Below are 12,305 nucleotides of genomic sequence, written 5' to 3' on the forward strand. Positions count from 1 at the left end.
CGTATTTTTTGACTGATTTGATAAAGACAAAACTTGAATATAAACACCTAAATTAAGAGAATTAACGATGAAAGCAGTTGTTTTTCATGGAATCGGAGATATTCGGCTTGATGATGTTCCAGAACCGGAAATTCAAGACCCGACAGATGCAATTATCCGTCTCACTTCCAGCGCAATTTGCGGTACCGATTTACATATGATTCGGGGAACGTTTACGGGAATGAAACCCGGAACGATTTTGGGACATGAAGGCATTGGGATTGTAGAAGAGATTGGCGCTAATGTGCGGAATCTCAAAAAAGGCGATCGCGTTGTGATTCCTTCTACTATCGCTTGCGGTTCCTGTTCTTACTGTCGTAGCGGGTATCAAGCTCAATGCGATAATGCCAACCCCAACGGAAGTGATGCTGGGACAGCGTTTTTCGGTGGTCCAGAAAGCACGGGTCCTTTTAATGGATTGCAAGCGGAATATGCTCGGATTCCTTATGCAAATGTGGGATTGGTGAAGTTACCTAACGAGGTAACAGACGACCAAGCCATCCTGATTTCTGACATTTTTCCTACAGGCTATTTTGGCGCTGACATTGCGGAAATTCAACCAGGAGATACAGTAGCCGTTTTTGGCTGCGGTCCGGTAGGAATGTTTGCTATAGTCAGCGCCAAATTATTTGGTGCAGGACGTGTAATTGCAGTGGATACAATCCCTTCACGGTTGGAAATGGCACGAGAACTGGGTGCAGAAGTCATTGACTTTAATGCTGAAGACCCGATTGAAATGATTCGCGAACTTACCGGCGGAATTGGTGTAGATAGAGTCATTGATGCTGTTGGTGTCGATGCTAATGCTCCCGATAGTGGACCTGCTGCCGAAAAAGCACAACAAAAAGCGCAACAGTTTCAGCAGCAATTAGAGCAAATTGCCCCTCAAACCAATCCTCAAAACGGAAATTGGCATCCGGGTAACGCTCCTTCTCAAGTATTAGAGTGGGGAGTTCAAGCGTTAGCAAAAGCCGGTACACTCTCAATTATCGGCGTGTATCCACCAAGCCATAATTTCTTCCCCATCGGTATGGCAATGAATAAGAATCTAACTCTCAACATGGGTAACTGCAATCACCGCAAATATATTCCTACGTTGGTAGATATGGTTCGCAATGGAACAGTAGACCCTGCAAAAATCTTGACTAAAATCGAGCCGCTGATGTCTGTAATTGATGCATATAAAGCATTTGATCAAAGGCAAGCTGGTTGGATGAAGGTAGAGTTGGTACCACAAAAAGTGGCAATTTAACAAATCTCTGTATTGGATTCTGTATTAAATTAACGTCAATTCGACGGTGAAAAAACGACCTCACATAATAAGTACTCAGACAAAATTAATTATATATTTGTCATTGCGAGTGGAGCGTAGCGTAACGTAGCAATCGCAATACTTTGAGATTGCTTCACTACCGTTCGCAATGACACAAACTATTTTGTCCACTCACTTATATATAACAATATAAGAAGTCGGGTTTTTATGAGATTTGTAAGTGTGTTACAGATATTTATACTCAAAAAGCCGACTTCTGTTATGTACAAACCGAAGCGATGGTTGTCATCCAATTGACGTTAAATTAGGTAAAAGCGAATAAGTGGGGAATTATTACCCCCACCTAAATTATTTGATCTAATAATCTAATAAATAGATATTTTATGATATCAACAAAATATCGCATAAATATAAATGCAAATAATATCAGGTTCGTTTGATACAATCATTTTCCGAAGAATAGGTATGACAACTACACAAGTAACCTCAACTAAACTGCAAACCGGAGTTCTGGCTCCGTCTTTAGAAGTTCAAACGGTGGATGGTGATGTTTGGAAACTAGCCGATCAACACCCTCAAAACTACACAATGATTCTATTTTATCGGGGATTGCATTGCCCGATTTGCAAAGAGCAACTGGGTGAATTGGAGCAACGGTTAGAGGAATTTAAAGAATTGGGCGTGGAAACGATCGCCATCAGTGGAGACAACCAAGACTGCGCCCAAACAACTAAACAAGAGTGGAATGTAGCACAGGTTCCCATCGGCTATGGTTTGAGTATTGAATCAATGCGGCAGTGGGGGCTTTATATCTCCAAAGGAGCCTCAGAGAAAGAACCGCCTCTGTTTAATGAACCCGCTCTATTTCTGATTAAACCCGATTGCACGGTCGCTTATGCCGTCATCAACAGCGGTCCTTTTGCTCGTCCCCATTTGAGTGATATTGCATCGGGCATCGATTTTATATTGAAAAATCAATATCCCTTACGTGGCACTGAAGCATAGGGACATATGACTGGTTGGCTCAATAAGTCGCCTTATTTAAGTAATCTCGAATCGGTAAACCATTACATCATGAAAGAACAAAGTTTGAAAGGAGAAATTGCTGTCGTCACAGGTTCTGACTCTGGAATTGGTCAGGCAACTGCGATCGCCTTTGCCAGAGAGGGTGCCGATGTTGCTATTACATATCTCGATGATCGCAACGGGGCAGAGCATACCCGTAAACTCGTTGAAGAAGCGGGTAGCAAAGCGGTAGTTGTGCCGTTAGATCAAGCTCAACCCGATCAGATCGATCGCTTATTTCAAAAAACGCAGCAGCAGTTAGGTACACCTACTATTCTGGTAAATAATGCTGGGATAGATTCAGCCGGAATTCCAGTAAAAGATATGCCCTATGAGCGCTTTGACAAAGCATTGAAGACCAATCTCTATGGTCCGTTTCTGTGCTGTCAACACTTCATTCGTGGGTTAGAGGGCAAAGATAAGCGGGGTGTAATCATCAACATCACCAGCGTCCATCAGGAAATTCCTAGAGCCGGAGCGGCGGACTATGACATTGCCAAAGGTGGTCTGCGGAACCTGACTCGCACATTAGCGTTAGAGGTTGCAGAAAAAGGCATCAACGTCAATAACATTGCACCAGGAATGGTGCTGACTCCCTTTAATGAACCTGCCAAAGATGATCCAGAGGTTTGGCAAAAGCAGGTGCAGTCCATTCCCATGAAGCGGGCAGCTGAACCTCAAGAAATTGCCCATGCCGCTGTATTCCTCGCTTCAAGTGATGCTAAGTATATTCACGGCACCACGTTGGTCATAGATGGCGGACTGATGCAGTTTATGGGACAAGGAGCGTAAAAAAGTGGTATCTAAAACAGATTTACGACAGCACGCAAGGGAAACAATGATTGGAGTTGAAAATACGATTATACCGTCGTTTACTCCAGACTTGGCACAACTTGACGAGCAGGGAATTCGTCATGATGTTCGACAGTCGATTAAACATGGGTTTTTCTCTTGCTTAGCTGCAACGGAAAGCGGATTGAGTTTTGCAGAAGCTAAAGAGTTTGTTTCCATTGTTTGTGATGAAGCGGGCGATAAAATCAAGGTGACAACAACTTTACTTTTTGACTCATGGAATCAGCAGTTTGCGATGCTTGAACACGCTCAAAAAGTCGGAGTGGATGCTGTTCTACTCGGTTATCCGACAGCTTGGTATCCTAACACTCCAGAGCAAATTTATGAAAAGTCGCGCAACATTTGTGAATCAACGAATATGGGCATCATTCTCTACCCAAGCCCTCACTTCAATTATTTACGCTTTCATCCCTCTGGTTTTCCCATCGATGTTTTACATCGTCTTGTTGATAACTGTGAAAATGTGATTGCTGTAAAGTTGGGTGAAATGGGACTGATTGCAGAATGTCTACATCGCTTTGGTGATCAGGTACTTATCGGATGTCCCATTGAAAGTTATCAACCTACTTGCTTACTACACTTGGGTTTACAGTGGATGGGAGCAGGAATTTACGAGGTGTTTCAGTCACCCGATAAACCTTACCTGGTTGAATACTTCAACTTACTTTTACAAGCTCGACGGGAGAATGATTCCAATAAAGCCGAGCATGGGATGGAATTGTACTGGAGGCTGACACCAGCACGCAGAACCTTTGAGTCAATGTACAATCCGATGCTAGGAACTTATCATTGGACGCGCCAAAAATTTTACCAATGGTGTGTCGGTGGAAATGGTGGAGTTACGCGCCAACCATCAATGAAACTCCACCAACATGAAATGGAACAGATTCGCCAGAGCTATCGGATGATTGGCATACAACCCGATGGCAATGATGAGGCTTTTTACCTGGGGCGGAGTAATTATGAGGGCGTTTAATTGAATTGTTGTGTAACGAGCAGTACGAACTTGTTAATGATGAATCCTTCTCTATTCCGTTATCAGCTTTCCCCATAACAAATTATTTTCTCAAAAAAATAATTATGCCGACTATTGGATATCACGCTTCCCACGAACAATTTAAGCCCAGCGAACTACTTAAGTGGGTGCAAATGGCAGAACAAGCAGGCTTTACCCTCGCTTTGTCTTCCGACCATTTCTATCCTTGGAGCGAACAACAAGGACAAAGTGGTTTTGCTTGGTCATGGTTGGGTGCAGCGATGCAAGCTACTCCAACAGTTTCCTATCGTGTAGTTTGCGCTCCCGGTCAGCGGTACCATCCAGCGATTATCGCTCAAGCTGCGGCTACTTTAGCAGAGATGTTTCCTAATCGCTTCTGGCTAACTGTAGGTAGCGGTCAAGCGCTTAATGAACATATTACCGGCGAACACTGGCCGTGTAAATCTCAACGTAATGCCCGTCTGAAAGAATGTGTCGATATTATCCGCGCTCTTTGGGGGGGAGCTTTGACTAGTAACCTTTTTTGTAGACAAGCAATGTCAATTCGGGACAATTGTCTATATTTTTTTGATGTATTTTATGCTTCGTTTTTTGCTAAAATCTTAGAAAAGCTTTCTTGATTGATATGCAAAAACCGTAGCTACATCAAGATGTTTAACAATCACGCGGATGGCTTAACCGTGTAAGCTTGTTGAGGGTTAACCGCTCCCATGCCCCCGTTGAAACAAGAAATAAAAGTCTAGACTTGTCTAGTTTTTATATAGCAGAGACAGTAACTCATCACGGTTTAGTTTGCGTTGAAGAAGCAAAACTTTATACTCGTCCGCAAACTCTTCCCCTGATTTTTGGAGCCGCTATCACCACTGAAACCGCAAAATGGCTTGGTAGTTGGGCTGATGGATTGATTACGATTTCTCATCCACTTCCTAAACTAAGAGAAGTTGTTGATGCTTTTCGTGAAGGTGGTGGAGAAGGTAAACCGATGATTTTAAAAGTGCAGCTTTCTTACGATCGCGATGAAGAAAGTGCGTTACAAAAAGCTCATCAGCAATGGCGAAATAATATTTTTAAGAACATTGTGATGGCAGAATTACGAACTCCTCAGCAGTTTGATGCTGCCGGGGAGTTTGTTCAACCAAAGGAATTATACGATTTAGTAAAGATTTCTTCAGATACTCAGCAATTTGTCAACTGGCTCCAGGAATATATTGATTTAGGATTTGATGAACTGATTTTACACAATGTAAACCGAGAACAAGAGTTGTTTATTAGGGTATTTGGTGAAAAGGTTTTACCAGCATTCGCAAAATAATATATTTAATAACCGCCATGTTGTTGATCTTGTTACCAATCATCGTAAGCGGGGTTTTCCTGGTTCTGTTTTTGTTAGAGCGACTTAACCCATTGCGGGAACCCACACGTTCGCTCATGGAACGTATTAAGGTCAATGCTGGTGTCAGTGCGATCGCCGCTGCGATCAATTTGGTGATGGTGCAAACAACTGCTTTATTCACAATTGAATGGGCAGAGCGACAATCGTTTGGACTGGTTCGTCAGATGCCTCTTCAACCTCTAGTGCAAGGGGCGATCGCCTTTTTGTTGTTAGACTTAACGTTCTATTATTGGCACCGAGCAAACCACCAGATTCCTTTTCTCTGGCGCTTTCATAATGCTCATCACATCGACCCAGATTTAGATGTTTCGACGGGCTTCCGGTTTCACTTTGTCGAGATGATACTATCTATCGGAGTGCGTGGGATACAAGTGGTTCTCATTGGTGCTTCTGTTTGGGCTTATGTCATCTACGAGTTGGTTTACCAAACCAATACCCTTTTTCACCACAGTAACGTATACCTGCCCCTGCCGTTGGAGCGTTGGCTGAATCGATTGTTGGTAACACCTCGGATGCACGGCATTCACCACTCCTGGGTACAAGAAGAAACCAATTCTAATTATTCGGTCATTTTCCCTTGGTGGGACAGGCTGCATCATACTCTACATTTGAACGTGCCTCAATCAGAAATTACAATCGGGGTTCCGGCTTATTCAGAGCCAAACGATAATATGCTATTAAATGTTCTGCTCATCCCCTTTCGTCATCAAAGGAATTACTGGCTCAAAGCAGACCAAACTTCTGTTAAAAGAAATCCGGAGGTCTTAGGTGAAGACCCCACCCACATGGTCAGTCTTGAAGAGGTAGATCAATCGAGCGATCGCCAGGAAAGTTATAGCTGAAATAAAGTGTAACCTAGGACATCTGACTTAAGGATGAGGATGAGGAGTTGCCAGTTCCCTAAAATGAACCGAAAGGCAATACCAAAGAGGACTACAGCTTATGAATCCACAACAACTAAGCCACGAGCTACGGGAAGGCAACAGCCCCGACCTAAATAGACGTCGCCAAATTGTTAGCTTATCTATGCTCGGTGCGTCGATGGGGCAAATCGTCTCGCTCTACCAAACTGGAGTGATTGATCACTTACCAGATCCGCCGATATCGATTTTTGATGCAGACCGTGTTGATGCATCTGAATATGCTTACAGTCGTTTCAATAGTCCGGATGGACCAATAATGTTGGTCAACTATGGCATTACAGCATGGTTGGCTGCCGCAGGTGGACAGGATCGGGCAGAGAAAAATCCACTCCTGCCGCTTGCAATGGGTACAAAAATCCTGGTTGATGCAGTCATATCTGCCGAGCTAGCGCGTGAGGAATGGAGAGAGAATAAAGCGTTCTGTGAATACTGCCAAATTGCGACGCTTTGCTCCTTTGCCTCTCTGGCCCTCGCGATACCTGAAATGACCAGTGCCGCCCGCACCCTACTCGGTCAAAGCAAGGACAACTCTGGCACGAGTGCGTAAGGTGTGGGGAACCCTTGAGCTAATGATTGATAGAGGCAATATAAATCACCTCTATCTTTTACCTAATATTCTCTAAATACCCTAACTTACTTCGTTTTCTCCTCTAAATTTCGGGGACTAGTAAGTTTTTGTTGAGGATAGCTCGACCATTGATTTGAACCTATGCCAATTGCAGATTTCACCTCTTGGCTACGTTGACGACTAAGAGTACGATTCATTGACTCTATTTCTTCAGGAGTGTGGCTGTTTCCCTTGATAGGATGGTCTACCATTCCCTTGGTTTGCACTACGTGGGAGTGTGGGTTTTCGACGTACTCCCAATTTTCCCCGGCTTCCCATTGTCCTTAACCCTCGTTCCATGGTCTACGCGCACTCGCTCCATCTGACATATTCATGTAAACAGTAGATAGGCGATACTACAAACATTTTTACAACCTAATTTTTAATTTTGATATCAACAAATACCAAAATTAGAGTAAATTTATGCCTTTAGTTATACAAAAATTTCGAGGTTTTATATCTATCGAACGAAGAATTAGTTAATTTTTATTTTTATGCTTGAATCATAAGCTTTAATGGAGTAATTATATTATTGTTTACTAAATACAAATAAAAATTGAAGCCATAGATAAAATAATTAATTATATTAATTAATATGAATTTATCTCAGTTTCTAAGAGGGTGTTGATTAATTCGGCAAAAATCGCGATTTGTCATGCTGTAGCTTGCTTCCCATCCGGGGAAGCAAGCTACAGCATCTCTCAATTATGCCGCAAAACCTAGATTCTGAACGTTCCTCAGAATGACAGAATTTTATTTATAAACACGCTCTAAGTTATTTGTTGTGTAATATTTGTTCCATACAAGTATTTATTGGATATTTACGATAATGTAGAGACGCGGTACACAAGTTTATTTATTCACGAGGATTATAGCTAGAATAAATTTCATTTTCGGATAGGTCTATTGAGGTTTTATTAAAGAAATTTTGCTATTTGGATAAAACCTTGTTTTGAAAAAATAAATCAAGAAAATATTTGTTTTTTATGGCATATCGACTTGAAAATAAAGAATCTATAGGCAGAGAAATTAAACGAATTGCTTGCGAACAAACTGATAAAGCAATCGAAAAATTAACTGAAGAAATTATAAACAATAATATTGATACGACGCAAAGTGCGGTAGATGTAAATGAGCGCACAGAGGCAATCCACGATGTACGAAAACGAATCAAAAAAATACGAGCAGTTATTAGATTAGTTAGAGACGAGCTAGGACAAGAGGTCTATAAAAGAGAAAACAGTTGCTTTCGAGATGCTGGCCGTCGTTTGTCTGAAGTGCGAGATGCTCAAGTATTATTAGAAACTTTTAACAAATTAGAAAATAATTTTGCAGAATTTATTAATCCAGAAGGATTCATAGATTTACAACAAATATTAGTAGAGCATCATCAAAATACTTGTAAACAAGTTTTAGAAACAGGAAATACAGCTTTAGAAGTGCTTGCCGAGATTAAAAATGCAGGAGAGCGAATTCTTAATTGGTCGTTAGAATCAAGCAATGGTCAATCAATATTAAATAATGGTTTACACAGAGTTTATAAAGGCGGTTATCAAAATTGTCAAATCATATTAGAAGAACCATCGACAGTAGAAAAGCTTCACGATTGGCGGAAACAGGTTAAATATCTTTGGTATCACCTGCGGATTTTCCGTCCAGTTTGGCCAGATTTAATTAAAGAATGGAGTAAGCAAACCGAACAATTAGCTGAATATTTGGGAGATGACCATGATTTAGCCGTACTGCATCAGTTTATTAATAATCCGCAAGAAGTATTGATAAATCAAGCAGAATTAGAAGTCGTCAACTCATTAATAAATCGTCGTAGAAAACAATTACAAGCATCTGCTAAATCTTTAGGACAAAGAATTTATGTAGAATCACCAGAACTTTTCAGCAGTCGTATCAAAGCTTATTGGCAAATATGGCAAAAAGAAAGTTAGCAGACAACTTGAATTCGATGATGTTCAACTCAAAAATTTGGGAGAAATTATCAATTCGGATTACTTGAGCATAAACAAATAATACTGAGGAAATCATGCGATTACGTGCCATAGTTATTCTTAGTTCTTTACTGGTCTTTGTTGGCTTTTTAGGTTTTCAATTAGAATTGACCTTGCCAGGAAGACCACCGAATATTAATAACACTTACACACCTTTAACACAATCTCCACCAAAAGGAATTGGTTCTTATGATGTGTTAGGTTATGCCGTTTCTAAGCCAGAAGCGGATAAACTCTTGCAAACTGAAGCCGGACAGGAAGCACTTTCTCCTGATAATGGTGCAGTTAAAGTTACCGAAGAATTGATCGACCTTGGGCGTGATGCTTTTTACCGAGAAACTTTTGGTAATGAAACCTTATTTACAGATGTTGTAGGAATTCTAGATGGTCCGATCAATTTAGGTAGTATTACTAAAGCAGTCTTAGGTTTGAAAGGAAAACCAACTACTAATTTACAAGTCTCCATAGACGAGGATATTACCGTTGGTAAACGCACTTTCAAAGCCGGTACAGTTTTGAATACAGGTATAGATGTACCCGGAGGTTCCTTACTTCCCTTGGGGTTAATGACTCATCTTGATAAAGGTAAAATCCGCGTAGGAGTTAGCTGTGCTTTGTGCCATGCAACAGTCAGTGAAGAAACCGGACGTGTTTTAGAAGGTGCAATTAACACAAACATCAATTTGGGTGCGTTATTGGCAATGGCAAGTAATTCTGCTGCACTCTTCCGTCAGACAGATGTCAATCCAAATCAAATACCACAGGGTGAACATACTTTTATCAATAACAAAGGGGAAACAGCAAAACTTCCCGATCAAAAAATCATCGAAGATGAAGTTGATGCTGCGATACTTTCATGGCCGCCCGGTAACTTTGTTTCTAATGGAGATTTGAAGAATAACTCAGCCCAAATTCCTACTTCCTACACCCACGAAACTTTTCCCTATGCTTGGAGTGGAGTTGCCTCTATCGGTTGGTTCCACGGACTGACTACATTAAATAATGCTGTATTTGGATTAAATGCTGACCCCACAACTACAGCAGATGCAAGTCAATCAGTATTCGGAATCGACAAAGAAGTTTATTTAGGCACTATACTGCAAAATTCATCTAATCGAAAATTTCGATTACCAGAAGGTGCAAAACCTTCAGAATTCTTCGATAAAATAGACCCCACTCCAGGGGAACCCGGCATAAACAGTGTAATTAAGATGCCAGAATATCCCAAAGGTAGTTTGTTTATGCAAGACGGGTTAATGGCAAACACTCCTGGATTACCCGTTGCGGCACAATTGAATGGAATGTCTACATTTCAAAACTCTTTAGCACCACCTCCCCATGAAGCTGCTGATATCGATACTTTAAAACGGGGTGCTGCTATTTTCACGCAAGCTAATTGTGCTGAATGTCACAGTGGAAGATACTTTACTAATCATCAAGTAATTCCAGTCAGAGAAATAGCAACTCAACCCAAACGCGCACCAGCTTCGCGTAAATTTGCTGAGGAATTTGTACCACCAGATACTTATCCTCCAAATGTACCTGTTCCCTTACCTCCTAACCCACCTGTATTACCAGTACCAACTGACATCACCCCACAGGAAGATATTGAACTTGCTTATGCTCTGAGCGACCCAGATGGGGGTTACAAGGTACAGAATTTAATCGGACTATATCTGAGCGCACCTTATCTTCATGATGGTGGTGTAGCTGCTAGTAATGAGTCAATTAAACAAGATAAAAATGGATATTTTACTATTGCGATAAAGGATGAGTTGGGAATGGCTGGAACTTTGATGCGTGGTATTGCACCCGACCCAGAAGCTAGTTTACGAGTATTACTTGACCGGAATTTGCGTCCAGATGTAGTCGCAGCCAACCGAGCCAATTCCGATTTGCAACGGTCAAATGTTGACGGTAGAGGACATGAATATTGGGTTGATAAAAAAGCCGGTTACAGCGCTCAAGAGCAAACAGATTTGATTAAATTCCTGCTTTCAATTGACGATCAACCAGCAGTACTGCTTGAGAGATAGCACAATTAAAAAGACCTAAATGGATTAATCCGATGACAGGGAAAGCAATAACAGGAGGAGCGCCTGAAAATCCTTTGGGTACCCATTGGATTGGTTTTTGGACAGATGGACAAAATTGGGTTGGATTTCATGGTACTCCTAATCCTGAAACAGTAGGTAAAGCAGTTTCTCACGGTTGTTTGCGTATGTACAACAGAGATATTAAAGAATTATTTCAGCTAGTGAATTTAGGAACACCTGTAACTGTGATTCAATAATTCAGGTCAAGATTATTTCTAGCTAAACACTTTACTAAATAAAAATAGTAAAGAATATCAATAATTTTAATAAAATACTTATTAAGTAGTAATATTATTACTACCTAATATAGCAATCTTATTTGTATGTATCGAAATCACGGTGTTCAGTTCTCCGACTTCTTGAAGAAGTCGGGGAACTAAATTCTCATATATGATTTAGGATTGCTATAACTATTTATAGATAAAAAAGTATGTCTAATGAATTGACATTACCACAAATGTCAACGTTTTCTCCTATAGGCTGGCAAGAACTGAGTTTTCGTTTAGCTATTGCTCTAATTATCGGCATTGTTATTGGTTTAGAAAGAGAAACACAAAGAAAAGCCGCAGGACTCAGAACTAATATGTTAGTATGCTTTGCTTCGGCTTTACTGGTAATCATTCCCATTGAAATCGGTGCAGCACAACATGATTTAAATGTTTTAGGACGAGTTATTGCCGGAGTAGTAAGCGGTGTTGGTTTTATCGGTGGAGGAACTATTTTACGTCAATCGGAAGTTAAAGGTTTAACTTCTGCTGCTACCATCTGGATGACATCTGCTCTCGGCATTGCAGTTGGTTGTGGTTTGTGGCAATTAGGTTTAGCAGGAGCATTAATAACTTGGATAATTTTGCGGGTGTTTGATAGGTTGGAAAATTATCTTTGATTATTGTTTATATTAATTCATAAAAATACAAACCTTTCCAAACAATATTTAATAAAAATTAAATGCATAAATATTTGATTTATAACTTTGGATAGAAACAAATAAAATCAGAATATATTAAGATAATCGAAAGTAATATAATGAAAAACAATGAAAAAACTTAGGCAAAAT

13 protein-coding genes are annotated in these 12,305 nt (G+C 40.6%); 12 read left to right on the plus strand and 1 reads right to left on the minus strand.

Features of this window, described 5'->3' with window-relative positions; genetic code table 11:
* Positions 1–67: 67 nt before the first annotated feature.
* The 8 genes from IQ247_RS05960 (at position 68) to IQ247_RS05995 (ending at position 7,089) form a co-directional block, all read left to right on the plus strand.
* Positions 68–1,291: a zinc-dependent alcohol dehydrogenase gene (locus tag IQ247_RS05960; protein WP_193918021.1), complete on the plus strand. Its 1,224-nt coding sequence runs from the start codon at positions 68–70 to the stop codon at positions 1,289–1,291.
* Between the two features lie 435 nt (positions 1,292–1,726).
* Positions 1,727–2,317 (plus strand): peroxiredoxin-like family protein, encoded by a 591-nt coding sequence (locus IQ247_RS05965; protein WP_228059507.1) that lies wholly within the window; start codon positions 1,727–1,729, stop codon positions 2,315–2,317.
* Between the two features lie 6 nt (positions 2,318–2,323).
* Positions 2,324–3,169, plus strand: coding sequence for an SDR family NAD(P)-dependent oxidoreductase (locus tag IQ247_RS05970; RefSeq protein WP_228059508.1), 846 nt, complete (start codon positions 2,324–2,326; stop codon positions 3,167–3,169).
* A 4-nt stretch (positions 3,170–3,173) separates the two neighbouring features.
* The gene (locus IQ247_RS05975; RefSeq protein WP_193918023.1) at positions 3,174–4,205 is read left to right on the plus strand and encodes a dihydrodipicolinate synthase family protein; all 1,032 of its coding nucleotides are present in this window, start codon (positions 3,174–3,176) and stop codon (positions 4,203–4,205) included.
* A 104-nt stretch (positions 4,206–4,309) separates the two neighbouring features.
* Positions 4,310–4,846, plus strand: a complete 537-nt coding sequence (locus IQ247_RS05980) for an LLM class flavin-dependent oxidoreductase (protein ID WP_228059509.1) — start codon at positions 4,310–4,312, stop codon at positions 4,844–4,846.
* A gap of 125 nt (positions 4,847–4,971) precedes the next feature.
* Complete coding sequence (locus IQ247_RS05985; RefSeq protein WP_228059510.1) at positions 4,972–5,538, plus strand: LLM class flavin-dependent oxidoreductase; 567 nt, start codon at positions 4,972–4,974, stop codon at positions 5,536–5,538.
* 116 nt (positions 5,539–5,654) lie between these two features.
* Positions 5,655–6,461, plus strand: coding sequence for a sterol desaturase family protein (locus IQ247_RS05990; protein WP_228059511.1), 807 nt, complete (start codon positions 5,655–5,657; stop codon positions 6,459–6,461).
* A 100-nt stretch (positions 6,462–6,561) separates the two neighbouring features.
* Entirely contained in the window at positions 6,562–7,089 is a 528-nt protein-coding gene (locus IQ247_RS05995) for a vitamin K epoxide reductase family protein (protein ID WP_193918026.1), read from the plus strand.
* 86 nt (positions 7,090–7,175) lie between these two features.
* Here IQ247_RS05995 and IQ247_RS06000 read toward each other — a convergent pair whose 3' ends face one another.
* On the minus strand, positions 7,176–7,361 hold the full coding sequence (locus IQ247_RS06000; RefSeq protein WP_228059512.1) for a hypothetical protein: 186 nt from the start codon (positions 7,359–7,361) through the stop codon (positions 7,176–7,178).
* 774 nt (positions 7,362–8,135) lie between these two features.
* On the opposite strand from IQ247_RS06000, the gene IQ247_RS06005 reads away from it, so the two are divergent.
* From IQ247_RS06005 to IQ247_RS06020, 4 genes are all read left to right on the plus strand, one after another.
* Positions 8,136–9,092 (plus strand): CHAD domain-containing protein, encoded by a 957-nt coding sequence (locus tag IQ247_RS06005; RefSeq protein WP_193918030.1) that lies wholly within the window; start codon positions 8,136–8,138, stop codon positions 9,090–9,092.
* 95 nt (positions 9,093–9,187) lie between these two features.
* On the plus strand, positions 9,188–11,188 hold the full coding sequence (locus tag IQ247_RS06010; protein ID WP_193918033.1) for a hypothetical protein: 2,001 nt from the start codon (positions 9,188–9,190) through the stop codon (positions 11,186–11,188).
* A 23-nt stretch (positions 11,189–11,211) separates the two neighbouring features.
* On the plus strand, positions 11,212–11,445 hold the full coding sequence (locus IQ247_RS06015; protein WP_375341217.1) for a L,D-transpeptidase: 234 nt from the start codon (positions 11,212–11,214) through the stop codon (positions 11,443–11,445).
* 233 nt (positions 11,446–11,678) lie between these two features.
* Complete coding sequence (locus tag IQ247_RS06020) at positions 11,679–12,134, plus strand: MgtC/SapB family protein (protein WP_228059513.1); 456 nt, start codon at positions 11,679–11,681, stop codon at positions 12,132–12,134.
* Positions 12,135–12,305: the final 171 nt, after the last annotated feature.

Origin of the sequence: Plectonema cf. radiosum LEGE 06105 (assembly GCF_015207665.1) — a bacterium.
In the GTDB taxonomy this organism is placed as follows: domain Bacteria; phylum Cyanobacteriota; class Cyanobacteriia; order Cyanobacteriales; family Nostocaceae; genus Rivularia; species Rivularia radiosa_A.

Excerpts from the sequence above, each read along its gene's own strand:
- IQ247_RS06010 (WP_193918033.1), top strand. The coding sequence starts at position 9,188 with ATGCGATTACGTGCCATAGTTATTCTTAGTTCTTTACTGGTCTTTGTT.
- IQ247_RS05980 (WP_228059509.1), top strand. The coding sequence starts at position 4,310 with ATGCCGACTATTGGATATCACGCTTCCCACGAACAATTTAAGCCCAGC.
- IQ247_RS06005 (WP_193918030.1), top strand. The coding sequence starts at position 8,136 with ATGGCATATCGACTTGAAAATAAAGAATCTATAGGCAGAGAAATTAAA.
- IQ247_RS06000 (WP_228059512.1), bottom strand. The coding sequence starts at position 7,361 with ATGGTAGACCATCCTATCAAGGGAAACAGCCACACTCCTGAAGAAATA.
- IQ247_RS05990 (WP_228059511.1), top strand. The coding sequence starts at position 5,655 with ATGGAACGTATTAAGGTCAATGCTGGTGTCAGTGCGATCGCCGCTGCG.
- IQ247_RS05960 (WP_193918021.1), top strand. The coding sequence starts at position 68 with ATGAAAGCAGTTGTTTTTCATGGAATCGGAGATATTCGGCTTGATGAT.
- IQ247_RS05965 (WP_228059507.1), top strand. The coding sequence starts at position 1,727 with ATGCAAATAATATCAGGTTCGTTTGATACAATCATTTTCCGAAGAATA.
- IQ247_RS05970 (WP_228059508.1), top strand. The coding sequence starts at position 2,324 with ATGACTGGTTGGCTCAATAAGTCGCCTTATTTAAGTAATCTCGAATCG.
- IQ247_RS06020 (WP_228059513.1), top strand. The coding sequence starts at position 11,679 with ATGTCTAATGAATTGACATTACCACAAATGTCAACGTTTTCTCCTATA.
- IQ247_RS05995 (WP_193918026.1), top strand. The coding sequence starts at position 6,562 with ATGAATCCACAACAACTAAGCCACGAGCTACGGGAAGGCAACAGCCCC.